Origin of the sequence: Pseudomonas sp. 2(2015) (assembly GCF_000955865.1) — a bacterium.
GTDB lineage: Bacteria > Pseudomonadota > Gammaproteobacteria > Pseudomonadales > Pseudomonadaceae > Aquipseudomonas.
Map to the genome: position 1 here is coordinate 1118238 of NZ_JYOF01000003.1, position 23811 is coordinate 1142048.

Here is a 23811-nt window from a genome sequence, read left to right on the forward strand (position 1 = left end):
CGGCACCAGCGATTTCAGTGATTGACGGTGTGCGCCAGCATCACCGACAGCTGGCACAGCGACCGCCCGCTCTGCGCATGCCACTGGTTGAAGGCTTCCTGCACCAGGGCCAGGTCGCGCTGGCTGGTCGGCGGCTTGTCGATGATGTCCTGGGCAATCAGCGCCGCGGCCATGTCATTGGTGGGGATGAAGGTGTCCTTGCCGCACATGCGCAAGAAACGCGGCGCCGACAGCCCGCCCAGCTGGTTGCCATGCTTGGCCAGGTACTTCCACAGACCGACGATGTCGGTCACCGGCCAGTCGGCAATGAACGCGCCAAAGCTGCCGTGCTGCTTCTCGATGTCGAGGATCATCTGCGCATTGCGCGGCACGCTCTTGAGCTTGCCTAGGTGGCGGATGATGCGCGTGTCCTGCATCAGCCGCTCCAGGTGCTCGGCACCCATCAGCACGACCTTTTGCGGGTCGAAGCCGAAAAACACCTGCTCGAAGGCCGGCCACTTGGCGTCCACCAGGCTGTGCTTCAAGCCGGCGCGAAACACCCGCAGGGCCAGGGTCGACAGGTAGCGGTCGGCGCCGATCTCACGCAACTGCCCGGGGCTTTTCGCCTGGGGCAGGTGCGCTTCGAGGGCGGCGGCCGAGCCGAAGCGGTTCAGGCAATACTCATGCAGCCATTGGTAATCGCGCATGGCCGTCAGATGTTCAGCACGTCGACAAAGCGCGGGGTGGCGGTTTCGTCGATCTTCAGGCTGGTGAAGTCGAACAGGTTGCGGTCAGCCAGCTGCGACGGCACCACGTTCTGCAGGCCACGGAAGATGTTCTCGGTACGCCCCGGGGTCTTGCGCTCCCACTCCACCAGCATGTCCTTGACCACCTGGCGCTGCAGGTTTTCCTGGGAGCCGCAGAGGTTGCACGGGATGATCGGGAATTCCTTCATGTCCGAGTAGGCCTGGATGTCCTTCTCGCTGCAGTAGGCCAGCGGGCGGATTACCACGTTGCGCCCGTCGTCGGCACGCAGCTTGGGCGGCATGGCCTTGAGGGTGCCGTTGAAGAACATGTTGAGGAAGAAGGTCTCGACGATGTCGTCGCGGTGATGCCCCAGGGCCATCTTGGTCGCGCCGATTTCGTCGGCGAAGGTGTACAGGGTGCCACGGCGCAGGCGCGAGCACAGCGAGCAGGTGGTCTTGCCCTCCGGGATCAGTTCCTTGACCACCGAGTAGGTGTCTTTCTCGACGATGTGGTACTCGACACCGAGCGCCTCGAGGTAGGCCGGCAGCACGTGCTCGGGAAAGCCCGGCTGCTTCTGGTCCATGTTCACCGCGACGATGTCGAACTTGATCGGCGCCACTTTCTGCAGGTGCAGCAGAACATCGAGCATGGTGTAGCTGTCTTTGCCGCCGGACAGGCAGACCATGACCTTGTCACCGTCTTCGATCATGTTGAAATCAGTGATGGCTTCGCCGGCGAGACGACGCAGGCGTTTTTGCAGTTTGTTCTGGTTGACCGAAAGGGTGCCCATAGCGCTTGGAATCCGCGAGGTGTGACAAAAGCCGAGCATTTTACCCTTAAACCGCCAGTGGGCGTAGGCCAATCCGATAAAGACTGCATCGTGCTTAAGCACGGCCCTGACAGCGCGATTTGCTCTAAAAAGCCGGCTTTATGCGGCGAACGCCTTCCTATACTGCGACATAAGGCCACACAAAGGTGACCTCCAACCTCTGGCCCAGACTTGGGGCCGCAAGCGCTCCGCTGGGGGGCGATGGCAACAACGAAAGGAGTGACCGGCATGATCCATCACGTTGTTGGGCTATTTACCCATCCCGATCAGGAATGGAAAGAAATACGCGGTGAAGAAGAAAGCATCAGCCACATGTACCTGACCCACACGCTGATCCTCGCCGCGATCCCGGCGGTTTCGGCGTTTATCGGCACCACCCAGGTCGGCTGGGTCATCGGCGATCGCGCACCGGTCATGCTGACCCAGGAAAGCGCGCTGTGGATGACCATCATGTCCTACCTGGCCATGCTCGGCGGCGTGGCGGTGATGGGCGCGTTCATCCACTGGATGGCCCGCACCTACGATGCCAACCCAAGCCTGGCGCGCTGCATCGCCTTTGCCACCTACACCGCGACGCCCCTGTTCGTCGGCGGCCTGGCGGCGCTGTACCCGCACCTGTGGCTGGGCATGATCGTCGGCACCGCAGCGGTGTGCTACACGGTGTACCTGCTGTATGTCGGCTTGCCGACCTTCATGAACATTCCTTCCGATGAGGGCTTTCTGTTCTCGAGTTCGGTACTGGCGGTAGGGCTGGTGGTGCTGGTCGCCATCATGGCCTTCACCGTGATTGTCTGGGGACTGGGCGTGGGGCCCGTCTACACCAGCTAGAGCGAACCATTAGAAACAGCAACATAGGCGCAACACCCTCAGGCCGCCGCAAGGCGGCCTGATACTGTGCGCTGACAGGTGGCTCGGCAGCGCCGCCGCGGTTGCGGCATAATTGTCGGCCAGGAGTGTTCCCCGATATGCCCGAACTGCTCAAATCCCGCGTCGAAACCTGTTACCAGCAAGCCGAAACCTTTTTCAAACGGCCCTTCCCGCGCCCCGAAGTCAGCTTCAAGCTGCGCGGCCAGAAGGCCGGCGTCGCGCACCTGCACGAGAACCTGCTGCGCTTCAACCTGCAGCTGTACCGCGAAAACAGCGAAGACTTCCTCAAGCAGACCGTACCCCACGAGGTCGCCCACCTGGTGGCCCACCAACTGTTTGGCGAGCGTATTCAGCCCCATGGCGAGGAATGGCAGCTGATCATGCGCGGCGTGTACGAGCTGCCGCCACACCGCTGCCACAACTACGCGGTCAAGCGCCGCACGGTCACCCGCTACATCTACCGCTGCCCGTGCGCTGGCAGCGACTTCCCGTTCTCGGCGCAACGCCACAGCCTGGTGCGTCAGGGGCGGCGCTACCTGTGCCGGCGCTGTCGCCATACCCTGGTGTATAGCGGCGAGACCCGGGTGGAATAAAGCATCGCGGGGCAAGCCCACTCCCACCCCATCTGCAGGAGCGGGCTTGCCCCGCGATGAAGCCCCCGCAGACACAAAAAAGCCCATCCGAAGATGGGCTTTTTGCGTTACGCAGCCTGCCGGTTAGCGAGCAGGGCCTTCAGCTACACCGAGGTCATCCATCGGGCGAGTGTCGGTCAGCGGCGAGCCGCCGGACGCCAGCTCGGCGTGCAGCTTGTCTTCGTCCAGTTCCTTGACCCACTTGGCCACGACCACGGTGGCCACAGCGTTGCCGATCAGGTTGGTCAGGGCGCGGGCTTCGGACATGAAGCGGTCGATGCCAAGGATCAGCGCCAGGCCGGCAACCGGCAGGTGGCCAACGGCCGACAGGGTTGCGGCGAGGACGATGAAGCCACTACCGGTAACGCCGGCAGCACCTTTGGAAGCCACCAGCAGCACCAGCAGCAGGGTGATCTGGTGGGTGATGTCCATGGTGGTGTCGGTGGCCTGGGCGATGAACACCGCGGCCATGGTCAGGTAGATCGAGGTGCCGTCGAGGTTGAACGAGTAGCCGGTCGGGATCACCAGGCCAACCACGGATTTCTTCGCGCCCAGACGCTCCATCTTGGTCAGCATGCGTGGCAGCGCCGACTCCGAGGAGGAGGTACCGAGGACGATCATCAGCTCTTCACGGATGTAGCGGATCAGCTTGAGGATGCTGAAACCGTGGGCGCGGGCGATACCGCCGAGCACCACCAGGATGAACAGCACGCAGGTGACGTAGAAGCAGATCATCAGCTGGCCCAGTTGCACCAGCGAACCGACGCCGTACTGGCCGATGGTGAAGGCCATGGCACCGAAGGCACCGACCGGCGCCAGCTTCATGATCATGTTGATGATGTTGAACATGACATGGGCGAAGCGGTCGATCAGGTCCAGCAGCGGCTTGCCGTAGGCACCCAGGCGATGCAGGGCAAAACCGAAGATCACCGAGAACATCAGCACTTGCAGGATGTCGCCGTTGGCGAAGGCGCCGACCACGGTGTTGGGGATGATGTTGAGCAGGAAACCGACGGTGGTCTGCTGCGCGCCGGCGGCGGCGTAAGCGGCCACGCTGCTGGCGTTGAGGGTGCTGACATCGATGTGCATGCCGGCGCCAGGCTTGACCACGTTGACCACCACCAGGCCGATGATCAGGGCGATGGTCGAGACGATTTCGAAGTAGAGCAGCGCGTAGCCACCGGTCTTGCCGACCGATTTCATGTTCTGCATGCCGGCGATGCCGCTGACCACGGTACAGAAGATGATCGGGGCGATGACCATTTTGATCAGTTTGACGAACCCGTCACCCAGTGGCTTCAGGGCCACGCCGGTTTCAGGGTAGTAATGGCCCAGCAGGATACCGATGGTGATCGCTACTAACACCTGGATATACAGCGATTTGTACAGTGGCTGACGCGTCGTCATGGCTAATTCCTCAAGGGTACCGGCTCATCCTTCCCAGGATGCGGGGTACCTAAAGCGCGAACCCTCCTGCACTGGAGGGATTTGTTGTGTCGAGCTGCCTGGCAGAACTCTGATGAGTCCATAGCAAGCCCGATGCCAAAATGCGCTTTAACGGTGCAAGCCCCGGTTTTACGGGGCTGCGATGCACAAAGAGGTTGCAGGTCGAGGGGCTGGGGTTGGCGGATTTCCGCACGCCATGCAAAGGTTTGTGACAATGATGGCGGTAATCCGCCTAGGTATTTCGCTCCAGCTCAAAACGGATGCGAAAGGCCGCACCGCCCAGCGGCGAGTCATCGAGGGTCAGGGTGGCGTCGTAGCTTTCGATGATGTCCTTGACCACCGCCAGGCCAATGCCCTGCCCCGGGTTCTGCCGGTCGAGGCGCTCGCCACGCTGGAGGATGCGTTCGCGCTGGTCGGGCGGCACGCCTGGGCCGTCGTCCTCGATGCACAGCACCACCTGTGCCTCATTGGCCTGCAGGCTGATGCGAACCTGGCCCAGGCACAGGCGGTAGGCGTTCTCCAGCAGGTTGCCGAGCAGCTCGAGCAAGGCGCCCTGCTCCATAGGCACCATGGCGTTGGCCGGCACGTCCACGCTGATGTGCACATGTTTGTCGCGGTAGACCTTGGCCAGAGTGCTGCACAGGCTGTCGAGCAATGGTCGCAACTGCACCTGGTGGCGCACCAGGCCGCTCTTGCGCAGGCTGGCGCGCTGCAACTGGTAGTCGATCTGCTGGCTCATGCGCTCGATCTGGCTTTGCAGCACCCGCGCCTGCTCACGGTCTTCGCGGCGCTGGGCCATGCTCTCACTGACGCCCTGGAGCACGGTCAACGGGGTTTTCAGGCTGTGGGCCAGGTCGCCGAGCGAATCCCGATAACGCCGGCGCTGCTCGCGTTCGCTGCGCAGCAGGCGGTTGAGCGAATCGGTCAGGCGCAGCAACTCCCGCGGGTGCTCACCGCTCAGGCCTTCGCGGGCACCGGATTCGACATCATCAAGCTCGCGGCTCATCTGCCGCAGCGAACGCAGGCCCCAGGTCAGGCCGGCCCAGAGCAGCACCAGCAACGCCAGCAACGCCGCGCCAAAGCCCAGGTAGAGTTTTTCGCGCAGGCCGTCGAGGGTGTGCTGGTATTCACGCACCGGTTGCAGGGCGACGATGCTGAAGGCGGCGGTCTTGCCGCCAAGCAGCTTGACCTCGACGTCGTAGACGAAGAACTCCTCGCCGTTGTCCTGGCGAATCCGCGCAAATTCGTTGCCGCGCCCGTCGTAACGCGGGGTGTAGTTGATGTTCTCGTCCGCCGTGGCCCGTGAGCGCCACACCAGGTTGCCCTGACGGTCGTAGATGTAGCCGAGCAGGCGGCTGTCGGGCAGGTTGAATTTCTCGTCGGGCAGCAGCACCGGCATCTGCAGGTTGCCGCCCTCGATGCGCGCAGCGGAAATCAAGGTGGTGACGTCCGACGCCAGGCGCTGCTCGATCGACTCCTGCAAGGCCAGGCTGAAAGCCTTCTGCAAGGCCGGCAGCAAGCCGAGCATGAACAGCAGCGCCAGCACCGCAGCCGCCAGCATCAAGCGCAGTCGTAACGAACGGATCATCGGCAACGCTCGGTGAACAGATAACCCAGGCCGCGCACGGTATCGATCGGCTTGAAGCCGTTGCTGCCCTCAAGCTTGCGCCGCAGGCGGCCGACCAGCACCTCTATGACATTCGGGTCGCGCTCGTCATCGTCCGGGTACAGCTGCTCCATCAGGCGGTCCTTGGCCACCACCTGCTGGTGATGACGCATCAGGTACTCGAGGATGCGGTATTCATAGGCGGTCAGCGCCAGGGGTTGTTCGTCGAGGGTGGCCTGCTTGCGATTGAGGTCGAGCACCAGGGGACCGGCGGCAATGGTCGACTGGGTAAAGCCGCTGGAGCGGCGCAGCAAGGCGTTGAGACGGGCTTCGAGTTCTTCGAACTGAAAGGGTTTGACCACATAGTCGTCGGCGCCGGCGGCCAGGCCTTCGACCTTGTCCTGCCAGTTGCCACGGGCGGTGAGGATCAGGATCGGGAAACTCTTGCCCTGGGAACGCAATTGGCGGATCAGGTCGAGCCCGCTCATGCCCGGCAGGCCCAGGTCGATCACCGCCAGGTCATGGTTGAACTGCTCGGCCTGGTACAGGGCCTCCTCGGCATCGGCCACCGCTTCGACCACATGCCCGCTTTCCGTCAAGCGGCTGTACAAGTGATGACGCAAGAGTGCCTCATCCTCGACCACCAGCAGTTTCATACGCTCCTCCAGACCCGTGCCGGCCTTCATTGGCCAGTCAATTTTGTAGACGAATGCAGAATAACAGCGAACCGGCCGTGCGCATGCAGGCCGGTTCGGACATCGCCAGGCGACTTAGAACGCGTAGTTGGCCGACAGGTAGGTCTGGGCGCTGCTGTTCAGGCGCAGGCTGCCGACTTTCGGACCGTCATGTTCGGACAACTCGGTGCTGGCGTTGCTGCGCAGGTAACGGTAGCCCAGTTCCACCGAGGCATTGTCGCTGACTTGCTGCAGCACGCCGGCTTGCAGGCCGATGGCGTAACCGGTGTCGGTATCGCGGCTGTAGCCGGAGGATTCCATGCTCATCTTGGTCAGGCCGGCGCTGGCGCCACCGAACAGCTTGGTGGTGTTGCCCAGCGGGTAGAACATGTCGTAGCTGCCCAGGAGGTTTTCCTGGCGTACTTTCAGGCCGCTGTGATCGTTGGAGACGTTGTCGTAGGTCAGGTAGTAGCGGCCCTGGTCGTTCATCTGGCCGACGCGGATGCCGTAGGTGCTGTCCTTGCTGATGATGCCGTCGGTGTTCAGGTGATCAGTGTTGCGGGTCAACAGGCCGGACTTTTTCATCTTGTCGCTGGTCTGACCATAAGTGACGCCGGCGAAGGTGGTGTCAGCGGCCTGGGCGGCGGCGCTGGCGCCAAGGAAAGCAACGGTGAGCAGCAGGGTGTTGAGCTTTTTCATCGTGTGGTACTCCAGGTGATGCACTGTGTTGGTGTGGAAGCTAGAGTAAGCAAGCCCTCCTGAACCGCCGCTGAACCCTGGCTGAACCTCGGCTGAACAGCTGCACTGAGAGCAAAACCGACTGCAATCAAGGAGTACGACCATGCGTTGTCTGCTCGCTCTGGCCCTGATCGGTGCCGCCAGCCTGGCCCAGGCGGCGGTGCAAACCCGTGAGATTCCCTACCAGGATGCCGATGGCAAGCGCCTGGTCGGCTATTACGCCTACGACGACGCCGCCGAGGGCAAACGCCCGGGCGTGGTGGTGGTGCATGAGTGGTGGGGGCTCAACGACTATGCCAAGCGCCGCGCCCGCGACCTTGCCGGGCTTGGCTACAGCGCCCTGGCCATCGACATGTATGGCGACGGCAAGCACACCGAGCACCCGGCCGATGCCCAGGCGTTCATGGCTGCCGCGCTGAAAGACCCGAGCGCGGCAGCCGAGCGCTTCGATGCCGGGGTTGAACTGCTCAAGCTTCAGCCACAGACCGATAAAGAGCAGATCGCCGCCATCGGCTACTGTTTCGGCGGCAAGGTGGTGCTCGACGCCGCGCGCCGTGGTGAAGCGCTGGCCGGGGTGGCCAGCTTCCATGGTGCGCTGGTCACCAACACGCCGGCGACAGCGGGCAGCGTCAAGGCCAAAGTGCTGGTAGAGCATGGCGCCAGCGACAGCATGGTGACCGCGGAGCAGGTGGAGAAATTCAAGGAAGAAATGCACGCAGCCGGGGCGACCTATGAGTTCGTCAGCATTCCCGGGGCCAAGCACGGCTTTACCAACCCCGATGCCGACCGCCTCAGCCATGGCGAGCATGGCGGGCCGGATATTGGCTACAACAAGGCGGCGGATGAAAGCTCGTGGGCGGACTTGCAGGCGTTCTTCAAGAAGATCTTCACTAAAGGTTGACCCCCGGTAGGAGCGGGCTTGCCCCGCGATAGCGGTGTAACAGACACGCCGCTAGCGCGGGGCAAGCCCGCTCCTACACCGTGACACGTTGGCAGCAGCCACGGCACAATACCGGCCATGAACCGACTGCCCTCCTGCTGCGCCCCGCTCCTGCACCACTGGCCCCTGCCGCGTCCGGTCCCCGGCGCGATCCTGGTCAGTTGCCCGTTCGACCCCGCCCTGCTTGCCAGCGACGACTTCGCTCGCGCCGGTATCGAGCAAACCGCCAGCCTGCAACGCTCGGTGGCCAAGCGCCAGGCCGAGTACCTGGCCGGCCGGGTGTGTGCCCGCGCCGCCTTGATGCAGCTCGATGGCCGCGACTATGTCCCCGGCACCGATGAAGACCGCGCGCCGATCTGGCCGGCCGGCATCTGCGGCTCGATCACCCACGGCAAAGGCTGGGCCGCCGCCGTAGTGGCGCGCAGCAGCGATTGCCAGGGCCTGGGCCTGGACCAGGAATGCCTGCTCAGCGACGAGCGCGCCGAACGCCTGGCCCGGGAGATTCTCACTGACGCCGAACTGCAGCGTATGGACCCCAGCCAGGTAGGCCTGACCGTGACCCTGACCTTCTCGCTGAAAGAAAGCCTGTTCAAGGCGCTCTACCCGATCGTCAAGCAGCGCTTCTATTTCGAGCATGCCGAAGTGCTGGAGTGGTCCGCAGACGGCCATGCGCGCCTGCGCCTGCTGACCGACCTGTCGGCGCACTGGCACCACGGCCGGGAGCTTGAGGGGCAGTTCTGCCTGCAGGATGACCAGCTGTTGAGCCTGGTCAGCGTCTGAGTTTCAGGGCAGCAACGGGCAATGCTCGCAATGCCCGACCCAGTCGACCTTGTAACTCAGGCAGCAGGTGCGGCGCCGACGCCGTCCTCGAGCATCCTGGCTGACGGCGGCATACAAAGGGCTGCCGGGCGTTGACAGCAGCACCTGCAAGCCTGAGCTGTCGCCACTGCCTTGCAGCAGTTGATCCAGGCAATCACCGGCATTGCCCCACAACACCGCCGTTGCCAGCGCGCCCCGCTCGGCCAGGCGCGCAACCAGCGGTTGCAGATGCTCAGCCAGCAGGTCCTGGCAGGGGGCGCCGTCGGCGATCAGCGCAAGCGGCAAGCCGCGCTCATCCAGCAGCAGCGATGTCTGGCTGAAAGCCGCCAGGCTTGCACCCTCGCACAACGTCCGCCAGAGCAGCGCGAAATAGTACTTGGACCACTGCGAGACCAGCACCGGCCGCTGCGCTGGCATCAGTTCGGGGCCATACAATGCCAGCAGCAAGGCATCGAAGCGGGTTTCGTCGAGCAACGCCTGCAGGGTGATCGGCGAACTCATGCGCCGTCCTGGTTGCGCGGCCAGTTGAGGCTGAAGCAGGCGCCGCCCAAGCGCTCGCTGCGCCCCACAGACGCCCGCCCGCCATGCCAGTAAATGATCCGCCGCACGATCGACAAGCCCAGGCCATGCCCGCCAGAGGCACGCGTGCGGCTGTCGTCGAGGCGGGTAAAGGGGGTGAAGATGCGCTCCCAGACGCTTTCCGGCACGCCGGGGCCATCGTCCTCGACATCGATCCGGCACCGTTGCAGGCCCAGCTGATAGCTGAGGCTGACCTGTGATTCGGCGTGGCGCATGGCATTGCTGACCAGGTTCTGTAGCGCCCGGTGCAGGTAGCGCGGCTCGGCCTCGACCCACGGCCCCTGCCCGTCCGGCCCCTTTTCGCCGCCCTGGCAGGGACCGCGCAGCACCCGCACCTCGCGGCGCAGCGGCGCCAGCTCGGCGATCACCTGGTCGAGCAAGGCATCCAGGTCGACGCGCTGGAAATGCAGGGCCGGCGCGCCCTGCTCCAGGCGCGCGTAGGTGAGCATCTCATCGACCAGCTTGTCGAGGTCCTGGATATCGCCGTCCATGCCAGTCAGGTACTTGTCCCGGGCCTGGTCATTACTGGCGCTGGCGATCATCTCCAGGCCAAAGCGCAAGCGCGCAACCGGCGTGCGCAGCTCGTGAGACACCGCCCGCACCAGCTCGCGCTGGATGGTCAGCGAGCGCTGCAGGTGTTCGGCCATGCCATTGAACGCTGCGGCCAGGCGCCCGACCGAGTCGGCGTCGTCGGCCGCCACGCGGGTTTCCAGGCTGCCCTGGGCGATCAGCGTTGCCGCGGCCTCAAGCCCCGACAGGCGCCGCTCCAGCTGGCGCACCAACAGGTAGACGATCAGGCCGATCAGGCACAGGCCCAGCACCGCAATCAGTACCAGCAACTGCGGCGGATAGGGGTTCATCTGGTACAGCGGGCCGATTTCCAGTACCCAGGGCGTTCCGACCAGGCCGGCGAACACGCGGATCGAGTCACCGTCCTTGCCCAGGGCCATCACCGTGTCGCCTTCATCGATGCGCCGGCGCTGGTCTTCGTCCATGTCGGTCTGGTTGACCCGCTGCAGGCGCAGGTCGAAGCCAAAACCCTTGCTCTGCTTGAGGGCGGCCAGGCGCTGGGGCTGCTCGGCCACCGGGTAGCGCACCAGTTCATCGGCGAGCAGATAAATAGTGGCGCGGGCCAGTTGCTCGCTGATCTGCTGCACCTCACCGACCAGCAGCAAATCCTGATCACCGACCTGGCGCAGCACCTTGGCCGCGTGCGGGCCGGTCTTCTCGACCAGTACCTGCCCACGCTGCAAGCCGCTGCGCTGGCTACCGTCCAGCGCAGTACTGCTCAGCGCCTGCAACTCCAGGGGAATCCCCAGCAGGCGCTCCCAGATCAACAGCGCGCGCTTGCGCTCGACAGCATCCAGCGGCGCCAGGTTGTCAGCCATCAGGGTAAAGGTGCCGTGGGCCAGGCGTTCGCGGTACTGGCCGGCGCGCACCTCGTTGAGCAGGTGCAGGCTGAGCACGCCAAGCACCGCCACCAGCACCAGGGCGGCAAGCATGCCGCCATAGATGCGCAAAAAGATCGAGTTCATGGCACCTGGCCCATAGCTTGGGCCGCTTCACGAACGAACAGGTAGCCTTTGCTGCGGATGGTCTTGATCATCCGTGGATGCTCCGGGTCGTCGCCTATTTTCGGGCGGATGCGCGAAATACGCACATCAATGGAGCGGTCCTGGCCGTCATAGCCGACGCCGCGCAGGGAGGTGAAGATCTCCTCGCGCGACAAGGTGCGCCCGGCGTTGCTTACCAGCAGCCATAAAAGGTCGAACTCGGCGCTGGTCAGTTCGATGCCGCTGTCGTACAGCCAGGCCTCGCGCAAGGTGTTATCGACCCGCAACGGGCCGAACTGCAAAGCTTGCGGTACTTGCGGCTCGGCCGCAGCCTCGCTGCGCCGCAGCAGGGCGTTGATGCGTGCCAGCAGCAAGCGCGGGCGCACCGGCTTGCACACGTAGTCGTCGGCGCCCAGGTCCAGGCCCTGGACCTGGTCGAGGTCGTCGCTGCGCGCGGTGAGCATCAGGATCGGCCCGGGGTACTGCTTGCGCACCTTGCGGCAGATACTCAGGCCGTCCTCGCCAGGCAGCATCAGGTCGAGGATCACCAGGTCGGGCTGCTCGGCGATGATTCGCGCCGCCGCCCGGGCGCCATCGCCCTCCACGTCTACGACAAAGCCATTGGCCTGCAGGTATTCACGGGTCAGGTCAGCCAGCCGCTGGTCATCCTCGACGATCAATACCCGACTGCTCTGCTCCACGGCTCACCTCAACAGCTTGTTGTTATAAAGAGTGCCCAGATCACCAAAAGGCAACATTGGCCCCGGATACTACGTCGGGTACCGGCGCCTGCCAACCGCCGTTACCCGCAGTAAAAAACCAGTGGGCAAGGCGCTCGGACAAGCCGATTTTTTGTGATAGGGTTCGCGCCCGCAAAATCCGCCTGCGACCCTTTGCCCCGCGAAAAAATCGGTGACGGGCGGTCATTGCGCGCTAAGACGCGGCCTACAAGGGGTTGAGTGAAATCACTCACAAAATACGCACAAGTTATCCACAGACCGCGACCTTGCATTACCCCCAAGACCGCATTATCTTGTATCCCAAGCGAAACAAAACACTACATCTTGGGGTTTCCTGAAAATCCCAAGCACAAGTCAAGCAGAGAACTCAAGCCCTCAACGGCTAGATTTTTTGCTGGAACTTTAGAAGAGATCAGCAGCCAAACCGCTCCTGCGCAGGCTTCCGTTGCAAACCCTTGGAGGGTGTTGTTTCGGGTACGGGTGTTGCAAGCCATCGGCACACCCGACAGCAACAGTTTTGAGTCGTAGATTCAAGACCTTTGACTTCGGCCAGGGAGCGGCAAGCATTTGCCCTAATTCCTGAACTGTCCCGAAGTGAGTATGCCCGACCTGTGCGGCATGCCGGAACGCTCGTTCCTGCGCGCCCTCAAGGTCGGTTGTTGGGCTTTCGGACGGAACGGTTGGCGCTCACAAAGCGCCTAAACATACTTAGAGAACGTGGAGACACCCATGCAAACCGACACAACTCGCGAGAACCCGCAGGCTTTGGCGCCGCAGGCCGCTGATTCGAACCAGGATCTGGCTGCCACCGCTCCGGGCCAACTGCGCGTGATCAAGCGTAACGGCACTGTCGTCGCCTACACCGATGACAAGATCACCGTGGCCATCACCAAAGCGTTCCTCGCAGTTGAAGGCGGCACCGCCGCCGCCTCGTCGCGCATCCACGACACCGTTGCCCGCCTGACCGAACAAGTCACCGCGACCTTCAAGCGTCGCATGCCTTCGGGCGGCACCATCCACATCGAAGAAATCCAGGACCAGGTCGAACTGGCCCTGATGCGTGCCGGCGAACAGAAAGTCGCCCGTGACTACGTGATCTACCGCGACCAGCGTGCCAAGGAGCGTGCCACCCGTGGCCACGCCGAAGACGCCGGCGTGCAGCCGCACCCAAGCATCCGCATCACCCGCGCCGACGGCAGCCTGGCGCCACTGGACATGAACCGCCTGAACACCATCATCAGCGAAGCCTGCGAAGGCCTGGCCGAAGTCGATGGCGACCTGATCCAGCGCGAAACCCTGAAGAACCTCTACGACGGCGTGGCCCTCACCGACGTCAACACCGCCCTGGTGATGACCGCCCGTACCCTGGTCGAGCGCGAGCCGAACTACTCGTTCGTGACCGCCCGCCTGCTGATGGACACCCTGCGCGCCGAAGGCCTGGGCTTCCTCGAAGTCGCCGAGAGCGCCACCCACCACGAAATGGCCGAGCTGTACGCCAAGGCCCTGCCTGCCTACATCGCCAAGGGTGTCGAGTTCGAACTGCTCAACCCTGCCCTGGCCGACTTCGACCTGGAAAAACTGGGCAAGGCGATCAACCACGAGCGCGACCAGCAGTTCACCTACCTGGGCCTGCAGACCCTGTACGACCGCTACTTCATCCACAAGGATGGCGTACGCTTCGAGCTGCCTCAGGTGTTCTTCATGCGCGTGGCCATGGGCCTGGCACTGGAAGAGAAAGACAAAGAAGCCCGTGCCATCGAGTTCTACAACCTGTTGTCGTCCTTCGACTACATGGCCTCGACCCCGACCCTGTTCAACGCCGGTACCCTGCGCCCGCAGCTGTCGAGCTGCTACCTGACCACCGTGCCGGACGACCTGTCGGGCATCTACCACGCGATCCACGACAACGCCATGCTGTCGAAATTCGCCGGTGGCCTGGGCAACGACTGGACCCCTGTGCGTGCACTGGGCTCCTACATCAAGGGCACCAACGGTAAATCCCAGGGCGTCGTGCCGTTCCTGAAAGTGGTCAACGACACCGCCGTCGCCGTTAACCAGGGTGGCAAGCGCAAGGGCGCTGTCTGTGCCTACCTGGAAACCTGGCACCTGGACATCGAAGAATTCATCGAGCTGCGCAAGAACACCGGTGATGACCGTCGTCGTACCCACGACATGAACACCGCCAACTGGATCCCTGACCTGTTCATGAAGCGCGTCTTCGATGACGGCAAGTGGACCCTGTTCTCGCCATCGGAAGTGCCAGACCTGCACGACCTGACCGGCAAGGCCTTCGAAGAGCGCTACGAGTACTACGAAGCCCTGACCGAGTACAACAAGATCAAGGTGTTCAAGACCATCCAGGCCAAAGACCTGTGGCGCAAGATGCTCTCGATGCTGTTCGAGACCGGCCACCCATGGCTGACCTTCAAGGACCCGTGCAACCTGCGTTCGCCGCAGCAGCACGTGGGCGTGGTGCACAGCTCGAACCTGTGCACCGAGATCACCCTGAACACCAACAAGGACGAGATCGCGGTCTGCAACCTGGGCTCGATCAACCTGCCGAACCACATTGTCGATGGCAAGCTGGACACCACCAAGCTGCAGCGCACCGTCAACACCGCCGTGCGCATGCTCGACAACGTGATCGACATCAACTACTACTCGGTGCCGCAAGCGCGTAACTCGAACTTCAAGCACCGTCCGGTCGGCCTGGGCATCATGGGCTTCCAGGACGCGCTGTACCTGCAGCACATCCCTTACGGCTCCGACGCTGCCGTCGAGTTCGCCGACAAGTCGATGGAAGCGGTCAGCTACTTCGCCATCCAGGCGTCCTGCGACCTGGCCGACGAGCGTGGCGCCTACGAGACCTTCCAGGGCTCGCTGTGGTCCAAAGGCATCCTGCCGCTGGATTCGCAACAGATCCTGATCGAAGCCCGTGGCCAGAAGTACATCGACGTCGACCTGAACGAAACCCTGGACTGGGCGCCGGTGCGTGCCCGCGTACAAAAAGGTATTCGTAACTCGAACATCATGGCCATCGCGCCGACCGCGACCATCGCCAACATCACCGGCGTATCGCAGTCCATCGAGCCGACCTACCAGAACCTGTACGTGAAATCGAACCTCTCGGGCGAATTCACCGTGATCAACCCGTACCTGGTTCGCGACCTCAAGGCCCGCGGCCTGTGGGACTCGGTCATGATCAACGACCTGAAGTACTACGACGGTTCGGTGCAGCAGATCGAGCGCATTCCGCAAGAGCTCAAAGACCTCTACGCGACCGCCTTCGAAGTGGAAACCAAGTGGATCGTCGATGCCGCCTCCCGTCGCCAGAAGTGGATCGACCAGGCCCAGTCGCTGAACCTGTACATCGCCGGCGCTTCGGGCAAGAAGCTCGACGTGACCTACCGCATGGCCTGGTACCGTGGCCTGAAAACCACCTACTACCTCCGCGCCCTGGCCGCGACCAGCACCGAGAAGTCGACCATCAACACCGGCAAGCTCAACGCCGTCTCCAGCGGTGGCGACAGCGCCCCGGTACAGGCAGCGCCAGCCGGCCCTGCTCCGGTACCAAAGGCCTGCGCGATCGACGAGCCGGATTGCGAAGCCTGCCAATAAGCGCCTGAAGGCCCGCTCCCTGTAGGAGCGGGCTTGACCCGCGAAAGGGCCGGCCCTGCCGCCCCCTTTCCAAAGCGCCGAACAACAAGGTCGGGGCCACCCCGACCTCCCCCGAGGGCCTCAGCCCGGGGAAGCATTCCAAGTTTTTGCGTGCACCGCAGTACCCAACCGCAAGCACCGCAACCAAGATCCACCGGCCATACTGATATGGCCCTCAAGCAGGAGACCCACCATGCTGAGCTGGGACGAATTCGATAAAGACGAAGGCGAAGAAGCCGCCAAAGGCACTACCGCCACTCAAGCTGCTGCCGCAGGCATCGACAAGCTCGATAACGCTGGCGGTGTGGCGGCCCTGGAAGCGCGCGCCGTGACTGCCGACGACTCCGAAGCGGTCAAACGCGCCAAGGCGGCCTTGGACAAACTCGACATCGCCGAAGGCCTGGCTGAGCTGGAAGGTTCTGCTGCCCGCGTCGCGGTTGACGAAAAGCGCATGATCAACTGCCGCGCCGACCTCAACCAGCTGGTACCGTTCAAATACGACTGGGCCTGGCAGAAGTACCTGGACGGCTGCGCCAACCACTGGATGCCGCAAGAGGTCAACATGACCGCGGACATCGCCCTGTGGAAAAACCCGGAAGGCCTGACCGACGACGAGCGTCGCATCGTCATGCGCAACCTGGGCTTCTTCTCCACCGCCGACTCCCTGGTTGCCAACAACCTGGCCCTGGCCGTGTACCGCCTGATCACCAACCCCGAGTGCCGCCAGTACATCCTGCGCCAGGCCTTCGAAGAGGCGATCCACACCCACGCCTACCAGTACTGCATCGAGTCGCTGGGCATGGATGAAGGCGAGATCTTCAACATGTACCACGAGATCCCATCGGTCGCTAAAAAAGCCGCCTGGGGCCTGAGCTACACCCGCGCGATCTCCGACCCTGAGTTCAACACCGGCACCGTCGAGACCGACAAAGAGCTGCTGCGCAACCTGATCGCCTACTACTGCGTCCTGGAAGGCATCTTCTTCTACTGCGGCTTCACCCAGATCCTGTCCATGGGTCGTCGCAACAAGATGACTGGCGTTGCCGAACAGTTCCAGTACATCCTGCGTGACGAGTCCATGCACCTGAACTTCGGTATCGACGTGATCAACCAGATCAAGATCGAAAACCCGCACCTGTGGGATGCCGAAATGAAGGAAGAAGCCTCGCAGATGATTCTGCAGGGCACCCAGCTGGAAATCGAATACGCCCGCGACACCATGCCGCGCGGCGTGCTGGGCATGAACGCAGCGATGATGGAGGACTACCTCAAGTTCATCGCCAACCGTCGCCTGTCGCAGATCGGCCTGAAGGAAGAGTACCCAGGTACCACCAACCCGTTCCCATGGATGAGCGAGATCATGGACTTGAAGAAAGAGAAGAACTTCTTCGAGACGCGGGTTATCGAGTATCAGACTGGCGGGGCGTTGAGCTGGGATTGATACATCCAAAAAATTAACTGCACCTAATACGGATCATTGGGGCTAATCATTTAAACAAGCCTCGCTATACGCGGGGCTTTTTTTTAGAAAAGAAAATGAACAACGAAACCAAAGTACATCTCGACCATCTAATTAAACGCCAAAGCCTCAGATATAAAAACCCTCAAAAAAATGAATTCCAAGATTACGTAGCACCTCAAAAATCAGATAGCAATATTAGATTTAGCGATATCCAAGAAGAAGACCGGTGGTTTTCTAGGTTAGTTAAACCTGATTTCCAACGAGCAACTTGCGCGTGGACACCTGAAGGTTGCGTCAACTTCTTAACATCCGTGATCAGACGTAGAATCATCCCCTCCATTATATTATGGCGAAACAGCAGTACTGGTTTCGTCTATGTCCTAGATGGTGCCCATCGGCTATCAGTACTTAGGGCATGGATGATTGATGACTGGGGAGATAAAGACGCAGCATTTTATGCCAAAAGTGAAAACTACACGGAGATATTAAAAGCGGCCGCCGAAGCTCGCAAGCATGTCAATGACAAAGTAGGCGAGTTCAAACAGTATTCTGAGGCAGCAAAAGAGCTCCGAAAAATCAACACTGCGGGCGAAGCGCCTAGACAAGTAATGTCGCCTGAACGCTTTGATATGGCTCAGTTCTATTTGGACATTTTTGAGTCAAGCAAAACTCTCCATGCCCAATGGGAAGGTGGCGACTACGATGCAGCAGAAGAGTCATTTCTTGCCATTAATCGTCAAGGTGCTCCTCTAGATGATCTGGAATCTAATTTAATCGAATATCGTAAAGGCAGCTTCTCCCGCCTAACGATGTCAATTGCAAGCGCTGGAGCTCCCGGACATTATTGGCCAGAACCCACAGCATCCGAAAATATATCTGAATCCATAATTGAAATTTCAAAATCTTTCGATGGTAGATGCAATACTATTCACGACATTTTATTTGTCCCACCTTTCGATTCAAAAATACTTGATATAAATGTACCCTTCATGGTGGCTCCAGGACACTTTAGAAAGCACCAACATTTGGTGGAGGCACTTCCTTTATTGTCCGAAGGAATCACTACAAGCAGAGACAGCCTTATTTCGCTGCTTTCGAAAGATCATAAAGCAAACCCCGAAGACGTGATCATTAACGCGGACAATACACTTAAGCTATTGGAAAATAAAATCTCCCACCTTGGCAACATCAACAACACACCGTTATCTTTATCCATAGCCCCTCTGATTTTCTGGTATAACAAACAAGGGACTTATGTTAGAGGCTTGTTCTACGGCTTCTGCCATTGGCTACTCTCAGGTACTACAGAAGAAATAAAAGCACGAAAAATTGCTCTTTCCGCTGTCAGGGGCGAACTCGAGGAAATACTGATAGCGTATAAAAGCGAATACTCTGACATTCAACACCGAGGTGGCGCCGGTTTCAAGTCAATTTCGAAAATCGCGGAAACCATACAAAATATAGTAAAAATACTCCTTGAAGGCAAAGACCCTCACTCTGCCAGAAATGAAGTCGAAAATTATTTAGGTGCAAAAAAACCTTCTACAGGCAAAACCAATTCAGGCCGCTCATTCACGACAAAGTCAAAAGCAGAAATCAACATTCGAGAAATTCTCGCCTCTTCAATAAAGTGCCAGATTTGCGGAGGCCTCGTCGATCTTAAACAAGCTGTCCAATACGATCACATCCATCATTATGCTAAAAGCCTAAATAGCTCTCCTTCAAACGGTAGACCAACGCATCCTTTTTGTAACTTGCATCGAGAGGAGATTACAAAAATCAGAAACAAAACACATACGATCACACTGCCACCATTAAAAATTGATAACCTTAAAGGTCAACCAACCACGCAGCTGAACCTTTTTGATTCGTTTCCCGGAATATGACGCACCTGAGCAGAAACCTAATTTAGGATCTGAGGCTCTTCAGCGAATAATCCAAAAAAATTGAAAATCAGAAAAGGACTACAATTTCTGTAGTTGACTGTAAAGCTAGAAGAACTTACTTTTCTTTTCCGGCGCCTAAGAAACGCCTCACACAGCGGCTCACCCGCTCCCGACAGATGCGGCATTTTTGTGCCTGTGGTCTACTGCTGCGCGCAGAAACACTCTGTTATGTCGGGAGTGGGCTAATACAAGACCCGAGAGGGGAATACGTCCGGCCCGCTGTGTGGGGTTTCTTAGCTCCCGACACCCAGCCCTGAGAAAGCTGTCATCACACAGAGGTAACAGAAATGCCTACCGACGCTCACGCGCGCAGGCCTTTCGCAGACGCGGCTCGCCTGACCACAGATCCGGAGGTCAGCCATGACTGACTTCCATGAACCGGTGCTGTTCACCCGCCACAACCGCCCTCTCCACGCCCTCTGGCTCGAATCCCAGGCCTGGTTCTGCGCTCGCGAGCTCGGCCGGCTGATTGGCCGTTACCTCGACGAACATATCGTGCGCAAGCTCGATGCCGATCAACGGCGAACCTTGCCGCTGCTGCGCTACGGCGAGTACCGTGACACGGTGATGATTAGTGAGTCCGGGGCCTACACGGTGCTGGCTCATCACTACATTCCGGAGAATCGCAGCCTGCGGCGCTGGCTGACCTATGAGGTGATCGCGGTGTTGCGGGACAGGCAGGATCTGCCAGAGCATGACGTGCCGAGGATAGGCCAGATGGATTGGGGCAGGCATTCGCTCAGCGTGCTGCAGTGGCAGCACGAACCGTGGATTCGCATGCGCGATGTGCCAGAGGTGCTGTTTGAGCCAGGCTGTATGGCGCATAGAAGCACCATCAAAGTATCGCCACCCTGGCGGCAGGTGGTGGCGCGCTGGCTGAGGCTTTGAGTCAGGGGCTAATGAGCTGCGTGGCCGGTTTCCGGGCTGACCGCAAAGCGCTCCAGCACCGCATCGATGAACCGTCGCAGCTTGGCGGTTCTCTGGCGGTTGGCGGTATAGAGCAAATGCATCTGCCGGCTCGGCGGCTGGTAGTCCGCCAGCACCCGCACCAGCTCGCCACTTTGCAGCGCCGGGCGCAGAAAGTCTTCCGGCCCCAGCACAATGCCGAAGCCATCCAGCGCCGCTGCCATCAGCGCCCTGCTCTCGTTGACCTGCAAACGGCTGGCGACCTGCACCTTGTGCAGCGTATCGCCCTGGACGAATTGCCATTCACGGTCGGCTGGGCGCGACCAGTAGGCGTAGCCCAGGCATTCGTGCTGTTCGAGATCGGCTGGCGTTCGTGGGATACCGTGGGCGGTCAGGTAGCGCGGTGAAGCGCAGGTCACCAGGCGGTAAGGTGCCAGGGGCCTGGCGGTGAGGCTGGAAGTGCCCAGGGGGCCGATGCGAAATGCCACTTCGAAGCCCTCCTCGACCAGGTCGACGAAACGGTCGGTCAGGTGCAGGTCAATTTCGACCTGCGGGTACTGGCGTAGAAAGTCGGTAACCATTGGCATCAGGCTGTAGGAGCCAAAGGTAACTGGCGCACTGACCTTCAGTTTGCCCCGCGGCGTATCATTCATGATCTGCGCCAGGGAGTCGGCCGCCTGCGCCTCGCTGAGGATATGCTTGCAGCGCTCGTAGTAGGCGCTGCCAAGCTCGGTCAGGCTTTGCCGTCGAGTTGTACGGTTGAGCAGGCGCGCGCCCAGGCGATGCTCCAGGGCGGCTACATGCTTGGCCACCATCTGCGGCGACATGCCCAGACGCTGCGCCGCACTGGCATAGGACCCCTCTTCAGCGGCCATTACAAAGGCGCCCATGCTGGTCAGGCGATCCATCATTCAACACTCCTGGTAATGACACTCGATACATTTTTGTAATTTATCTACTGCTGGTTGCCAATCATCATAAACGCTCCTATCACGTAACGGAGCAAGGACATGCGCATTGGCATTATCGGGGCAGGTTTTATCGGTCGGGCAGTGGCGCAGCTGGCGCTGGCCGCCGGGCATAAGGTGATGCTCAGCAACTCACGGGGGCCGCAGACCATGAGCAGCGTGCGCAGCGGCATTCTCGGCTGCGAAGTGGGCAGTGCAGAAGAAGCTGCACGGTTTGCTGACGTGGTACTGCTGGCAATTCCCTTCGCGCACTACCTCAGCGTGCCCGCGCAGTGGCTGCAGGGCAAAATCGTCATGGACGCCAACAACTACTACCCGGACCGCGATGGTCTGTTTCCTGCGCTGGACCGTTTCGAAACCACTACCAGTCGCCTGCTTGCCGAGCATCTGCCGGGTTCGCGGGTAGTGAAGGTATTCAATGCAATTCTTGCCCAGGATTTGGAGAAAGACGCCCGTGGTAGCGGCGCAACAGATCGGCGCGCCCTGCCTGTTGCCAGCGATGATGATGAAGCGAAATCGGTGGTTAGCAGGCTGCTCGACGACCTGGGTTACGACGCGGTCGATGCCGGGGGCCTGGATGAAAGCTGGCGGTTCGAACGGGCCAAACCAGCTTATTGCATACCTTTTGATGCCGAGGGCTTGAAGCGCGCCCTGGCGCAAGCCGAGAGGGAGGTTGAAGTGCCTGAAGGTGCCTGGCGACGTTGAACAACAGCACTCCAGTTGATCTGATCCGTATTTTGCCGCGCCATCTGAATCTGTTTCGGTAACAGCGCCAGAGCGAAAATAGTCCTGCGCCCCGCTCTACCGGGCGCATTTCGCGACTGCAGCCTGGCGCTGCACCGCAAAACCTTCATCTGGAGCGCTCCATGGGTAAGCTTGCATTCTTCGTCGTGGGTTTTCTGGCGCTGGCCATTGCGATTGGCGCACTCGGTACCATTTCTCCCCTGTAAACAACGCCGTTCTTCAACCTTCTGACTCAAGCCTCCAGCATCGCGTTGACGATGGCGCCGCATCCGCCGCCAACCTGTGCGAAAATAGGGGGCTTTTGTTCATATGTTTGGAGATGTACAGCTTGGTAATGCACTACTCAACCAGCGGCGATGCAGTCGCTTGCGGTCGCGCCGGTAATAACCTCACCAGCACCTCCACCCCTGACCAGGTTTCCTGCAAATCGTGTCAGCGGTCCCTGGTCAAGACGGAGTCGCCTGCGTCGGCCAAGAAATCCACCCCGTCCCTGGCAGAGCTGCGTAAACAACGCATGGCCAAGGCCAGCCCTGCCCCGAGCACGTTCTGCTTCAAGGCCAACTGGCGTGCACGCCTGAGCGCCCTGCCTGGCAGCAGCCGCCTGCCGCGCGGCGTAGCACCTCAGCGCTTCGTCTAAGCGCCCCTGCGAAGACACGTGGGGCCGACACGCGGCCCCACGTGACCTTCCCCCCATCGCGGCTGACGATACCCGGCCAGCCAGTGCTCCAGCTCGTCATCCATCCCGCAGCCGATCAGCACCCACAGCAGTACCCGGCATTTGCGCGGACACAAGAAACCCGCCATCAGTGCGCCTTTGCGTTGCAGGTCCATTTCGCCGCCGTCAAAGCCATAGGTGTTATTTGCCGTAGGCCCCGAACCGGTTCGCGAGGCAATAATCACCGGCATCCGGGTGGTGATGTATCCCAAGCACTCGGCCCAGGCTGCCGACACATGCCCGGCGCCGAACCCGGCGATCACCAGCCCTTCATACCCAAGCCCGGCGACTTGCTCGAGCAGCAGGGTATCGGCGGCAAAATCAGCCTCCAGCAGCGCCACACGTTGATCCAGGCGCCAGGGTTCGGGTAACGGCTGACGCGGCCTGGCAGGCTTCAGGTAACAGGTACGCCCCTCTATCAGCAAGCCTTCGCAGCCGAAGTGCGGTGAGCTGAAAGCCGCCATGGCCAGGCTCTCGGTTTTACGCACATGGGCCGCGGCATGGATCTGATCATTGATCACTACCAGCACACCGCGACCGCGGCTCTGCGCATCCAGCGCCACCCGCACCGCTGCCAGCAGATTGGCAGGGCCGTCAGCGCCGGGCTCGCTGGCGGCACGCATGGCACCGGTGAGGATCAATGGCGCATCGAAGGGCCAGAGCAGTTCGAGAAAGTACGCTACCTCCTCCAGGGTGTCAGTGCCCTGGCTCAGCACCACGGCGTGGGCGCCCTCTTCCACCTGGGCCTTGGCCCAGTACAGGACATCGATCAGTTGAATGAACGACAACGAGGCACTGGGTAACAGCTGCAGGGTTTTCGCCGAGATGTGCGCAAGATCTGCAAGCTCGGGCGCGTCGGCGAGCATCTGCAAGCTGTCCAGGCCCGGCGTGACACCTTCGCCTGCCGCTGACTGGAGCATGCTCAGGGTACCGCCCAGGGTTCCTATGGCGAGTTTGGGCAGGGTCATACGCCAGCTCCTGTAACCACATGGCAGGAGCGAGAGAGACTGATCGGGGCAGCATTTGCAGACATGGGCGTTGGCCTTCTTATCATTATGGAGGGACGCCAGTTAAGCGGACACTCGGTTAGATAAGACAGTCAGGCGGGTCTGAAGCTGGGGCGGGAATGGTCTTGGGTTGGGGAAAGGGCAATCATGCTAGCGGGTGTTTCCAGCTAATCAGGCGTTGCCTGCATCGCCGGCAAGGCCGGCGCCCACAGGGATCGCAACTAGCAGTTGAATCGCCAGAAAGACAAAACCCCTAC

Annotated in this window: 21 protein-coding genes; 10 read left to right on the forward strand and 11 right to left on the reverse strand. The window is 60.8% G+C overall.

What is annotated here, in order from left to right; all coding sequences use genetic code 11:
• Positions 1 to 14: 14 nt before the first annotated feature.
• On the reverse strand, positions 15 to 686 hold the full coding sequence (locus UB48_RS08065) for a DNA-3-methyladenine glycosylase I (RefSeq protein WP_045195594.1): 672 nt from the start codon (positions 684 to 686) through the stop codon (positions 15 to 17).
• Positions 687 to 691: 5 nt separating this feature from the next.
• Positions 692 to 1516: a tRNA 2-thiocytidine(32) synthetase TtcA gene (gene ttcA / locus UB48_RS08070; protein ID WP_038993896.1), complete on the reverse strand. Its 825-nt coding sequence runs from the start codon at positions 1514 to 1516 to the stop codon at positions 692 to 694.
• A 267-nt stretch (positions 1517 to 1783) separates the two neighbouring features.
• On the opposite strand from ttcA, the gene UB48_RS08075 reads away from it, so the two are divergent.
• Entirely contained in the window at positions 1784 to 2383 is a 600-nt protein-coding gene (locus UB48_RS08075) for a Yip1 family protein (protein WP_045195596.1), read from the forward strand.
• A 137-nt stretch (positions 2384 to 2520) separates the two neighbouring features.
• Positions 2521 to 3015: a SprT family zinc-dependent metalloprotease gene (locus tag UB48_RS08080; RefSeq protein ID WP_045195598.1), complete on the forward strand. Its 495-nt coding sequence runs from the start codon at positions 2521 to 2523 to the stop codon at positions 3013 to 3015.
• A 123-nt stretch (positions 3016 to 3138) separates the two neighbouring features.
• Here the strand turns inward: UB48_RS08080 and UB48_RS08085 are convergent, their stop codons facing one another.
• The 4 genes from UB48_RS08085 to UB48_RS08100 all read right to left on the reverse strand — a co-directional run bounded on the left by UB48_RS08085 (position 3139) and on the right by UB48_RS08100 (position 7479).
• Positions 3139 to 4461: a dicarboxylate/amino acid:cation symporter gene (locus UB48_RS08085; RefSeq protein ID WP_045195599.1), complete on the reverse strand. Its 1323-nt coding sequence runs from the start codon at positions 4459 to 4461 to the stop codon at positions 3139 to 3141.
• A 271-nt stretch (positions 4462 to 4732) separates the two neighbouring features.
• Entirely contained in the window at positions 4733 to 6088 is a 1356-nt protein-coding gene (locus UB48_RS08090) for an ATP-binding protein (protein ID WP_045195601.1), read from the reverse strand.
• Positions 6085 to 6762 carry a response regulator gene (locus UB48_RS08095; RefSeq protein ID WP_045195602.1) on the reverse strand — a complete coding sequence of 226 codons (678 nt, stop codon included), beginning with the start codon at positions 6760 to 6762 and terminating at the stop codon, positions 6085 to 6087. The genes UB48_RS08090 and UB48_RS08095 overlap by 4 nt, the downstream gene beginning before the upstream one ends.
• A 114-nt stretch (positions 6763 to 6876) precedes the next feature.
• Entirely contained in the window at positions 6877 to 7479 is a 603-nt protein-coding gene (locus UB48_RS08100; protein WP_045195603.1) for an outer membrane protein, read from the reverse strand.
• Between the two features lie 142 nt (positions 7480 to 7621).
• Between UB48_RS08100 and UB48_RS08105 the strand changes: the two genes are divergently transcribed.
• Together UB48_RS08105 and UB48_RS08110 are read left to right on the forward strand one after the other, a co-directional pair.
• The gene (locus tag UB48_RS08105; RefSeq protein ID WP_045195604.1) at positions 7622 to 8419 is read left to right on the forward strand and encodes a dienelactone hydrolase family protein; all 798 of its coding nucleotides are present in this window, start codon (positions 7622 to 7624) and stop codon (positions 8417 to 8419) included.
• Between the two features lie 117 nt (positions 8420 to 8536).
• On the forward strand, positions 8537 to 9238 hold the full coding sequence (locus UB48_RS08110) for a 4'-phosphopantetheinyl transferase (protein WP_045195606.1): 702 nt from the start codon (positions 8537 to 8539) through the stop codon (positions 9236 to 9238).
• 3 nt (positions 9239 to 9241) lie between these two features.
• Here the strand turns inward: UB48_RS08110 and fhuF are convergent, their stop codons facing one another.
• Genes fhuF through UB48_RS08125 form a run of 3 tightly spaced genes read right to left on the reverse strand, consistent with a single transcriptional unit; the run spans position 9242 to position 12110 of the window.
• Positions 9242 to 9778: a siderophore-iron reductase FhuF gene (gene fhuF / locus UB48_RS08115; protein WP_052676498.1), complete on the reverse strand. Its 537-nt coding sequence runs from the start codon at positions 9776 to 9778 to the stop codon at positions 9242 to 9244.
• Positions 9775 to 11391, reverse strand: a complete 1617-nt coding sequence (locus UB48_RS08120) for an ATP-binding protein (protein ID WP_045195608.1) — start codon at positions 11389 to 11391, stop codon at positions 9775 to 9777. The genes fhuF and UB48_RS08120 overlap by 4 nt, the downstream gene beginning before the upstream one ends.
• The gene (locus tag UB48_RS08125; RefSeq protein ID WP_045195610.1) at positions 11388 to 12110 is read right to left on the reverse strand and encodes a response regulator transcription factor; all 723 of its coding nucleotides are present in this window, start codon (positions 12108 to 12110) and stop codon (positions 11388 to 11390) included. Before UB48_RS08125 ends, UB48_RS08120 begins: the two co-directional genes overlap by 4 nt.
• A 768-nt stretch (positions 12111 to 12878) precedes the next feature.
• On the opposite strand from UB48_RS08125, the gene UB48_RS08130 reads away from it, so the two are divergent.
• The 4 genes from UB48_RS08130 to UB48_RS08140 all read left to right on the forward strand — a co-directional run bounded on the left by UB48_RS08130 (position 12879) and on the right by UB48_RS08140 (position 20102).
• On the forward strand, positions 12879 to 15767 hold the full coding sequence (locus UB48_RS08130) for a ribonucleoside-diphosphate reductase subunit alpha (RefSeq protein ID WP_045195612.1): 2889 nt from the start codon (positions 12879 to 12881) through the stop codon (positions 15765 to 15767).
• Between the two features lie 232 nt (positions 15768 to 15999).
• Positions 16000 to 17247 carry a ribonucleotide-diphosphate reductase subunit beta gene (locus tag UB48_RS08135; RefSeq protein WP_045195614.1) on the forward strand — a complete coding sequence of 416 codons (1248 nt, stop codon included), beginning with the start codon at positions 16000 to 16002 and terminating at the stop codon, positions 17245 to 17247.
• A 95-nt stretch (positions 17248 to 17342) separates the two neighbouring features.
• Entirely contained in the window at positions 17343 to 19154 is a 1812-nt protein-coding gene (locus UB48_RS27295) for an HNH endonuclease signature motif containing protein (RefSeq protein WP_082075408.1), read from the forward strand.
• Between the two features lie 420 nt (positions 19155 to 19574).
• On the forward strand, positions 19575 to 20102 hold the full coding sequence (locus UB48_RS08140) for a Bro-N domain-containing protein (protein ID WP_045195616.1): 528 nt from the start codon (positions 19575 to 19577) through the stop codon (positions 20100 to 20102).
• A gap of 8 nt (positions 20103 to 20110) precedes the next feature.
• Here the strand turns inward: UB48_RS08140 and UB48_RS08145 are convergent, their stop codons facing one another.
• Positions 20111 to 21031, reverse strand: a complete 921-nt coding sequence (locus tag UB48_RS08145; RefSeq protein WP_177329146.1) for a LysR family transcriptional regulator — start codon at positions 21029 to 21031, stop codon at positions 20111 to 20113.
• A 99-nt stretch (positions 21032 to 21130) separates the two neighbouring features.
• Here UB48_RS08145 and UB48_RS08150 point away from each other — a divergent pair, with 99 nt between their 5' ends.
• Positions 21131 to 21793 (forward strand): NADPH-dependent F420 reductase, encoded by a 663-nt coding sequence (locus tag UB48_RS08150; protein ID WP_045195618.1) that lies wholly within the window; start codon positions 21131 to 21133, stop codon positions 21791 to 21793.
• Positions 21794 to 22166: 373 nt separating this feature from the next.
• A complete protein-coding gene (locus tag UB48_RS08155; protein ID WP_045195772.1) occupies positions 22167 to 22469 on the forward strand; it encodes a hypothetical protein in 303 nt (100 codons plus the stop codon).
• On the opposite strand, the gene UB48_RS08160 is transcribed toward UB48_RS08155, so the two are convergent.
• A complete protein-coding gene (locus tag UB48_RS08160) occupies positions 22466 to 23515 on the reverse strand; it encodes an asparaginase (RefSeq protein WP_045195620.1) in 1050 nt (349 codons plus the stop codon). The genes UB48_RS08155 and UB48_RS08160 overlap by 4 nt on opposite strands.
• Positions 23516 to 23811: the final 296 nt, after the last annotated feature.

Bases quoted from the DNA above. Each gene is read 5' to 3' on its own strand.
- UB48_RS08150 (WP_045195618.1), top strand. From the start codon at position 21,131: ATGCGCATTGGCATTATCGGGGCAGGTTTTATCGGTCGGGCAGTGGCG.
- UB48_RS08065 (WP_045195594.1), bottom strand. From the start codon at position 686: ATGCGCGATTACCAATGGCTGCATGAGTATTGCCTGAACCGCTTCGGC.
- UB48_RS08075 (WP_045195596.1), top strand. From the start codon at position 1,784: ATGATCCATCACGTTGTTGGGCTATTTACCCATCCCGATCAGGAATGG.
- UB48_RS08095 (WP_045195602.1), bottom strand. From the start codon at position 6,762: ATGAAACTGCTGGTGGTCGAGGATGAGGCACTCTTGCGTCATCACTTG.
- UB48_RS08110 (WP_045195606.1), top strand. From the start codon at position 8,537: ATGAACCGACTGCCCTCCTGCTGCGCCCCGCTCCTGCACCACTGGCCC.
- UB48_RS08120 (WP_045195608.1), bottom strand. From the start codon at position 11,391: ATGAACTCGATCTTTTTGCGCATCTATGGCGGCATGCTTGCCGCCCTG.
- UB48_RS08135 (WP_045195614.1), top strand. From the start codon at position 16,000: ATGCTGAGCTGGGACGAATTCGATAAAGACGAAGGCGAAGAAGCCGCC.
- UB48_RS08090 (WP_045195601.1), bottom strand. From the start codon at position 6,088: ATGATCCGTTCGTTACGACTGCGCTTGATGCTGGCGGCTGCGGTGCTG.
- UB48_RS08085 (WP_045195599.1), bottom strand. From the start codon at position 4,461: ATGACGACGCGTCAGCCACTGTACAAATCGCTGTATATCCAGGTGTTA.
- UB48_RS08145 (WP_177329146.1), bottom strand. From the start codon at position 21,031: ATGATGGATCGCCTGACCAGCATGGGCGCCTTTGTAATGGCCGCTGAA.
- UB48_RS08160 (WP_045195620.1), bottom strand. From the start codon at position 23,515: ATGACCCTGCCCAAACTCGCCATAGGAACCCTGGGCGGTACCCTGAGC.
- ttcA (WP_038993896.1), bottom strand. From the start codon at position 1,516: ATGGGCACCCTTTCGGTCAACCAGAACAAACTGCAAAAACGCCTGCGT.
- UB48_RS08105 (WP_045195604.1), top strand. From the start codon at position 7,622: ATGCGTTGTCTGCTCGCTCTGGCCCTGATCGGTGCCGCCAGCCTGGCC.
- UB48_RS27295 (WP_082075408.1), top strand. From the start codon at position 17,343: ATGAACAACGAAACCAAAGTACATCTCGACCATCTAATTAAACGCCAA.
- UB48_RS08100 (WP_045195603.1), bottom strand. From the start codon at position 7,479: ATGAAAAAGCTCAACACCCTGCTGCTCACCGTTGCTTTCCTTGGCGCC.
- UB48_RS08155 (WP_045195772.1), top strand. From the start codon at position 22,167: ATGCACTACTCAACCAGCGGCGATGCAGTCGCTTGCGGTCGCGCCGGT.
- UB48_RS08130 (WP_045195612.1), top strand. From the start codon at position 12,879: ATGCAAACCGACACAACTCGCGAGAACCCGCAGGCTTTGGCGCCGCAG.
- UB48_RS08080 (WP_045195598.1), top strand. From the start codon at position 2,521: ATGCCCGAACTGCTCAAATCCCGCGTCGAAACCTGTTACCAGCAAGCC.
- UB48_RS08140 (WP_045195616.1), top strand. From the start codon at position 19,575: ATGACTGACTTCCATGAACCGGTGCTGTTCACCCGCCACAACCGCCCT.
- fhuF (WP_052676498.1), bottom strand. From the start codon at position 9,778: ATGAGTTCGCCGATCACCCTGCAGGCGTTGCTCGACGAAACCCGCTTC.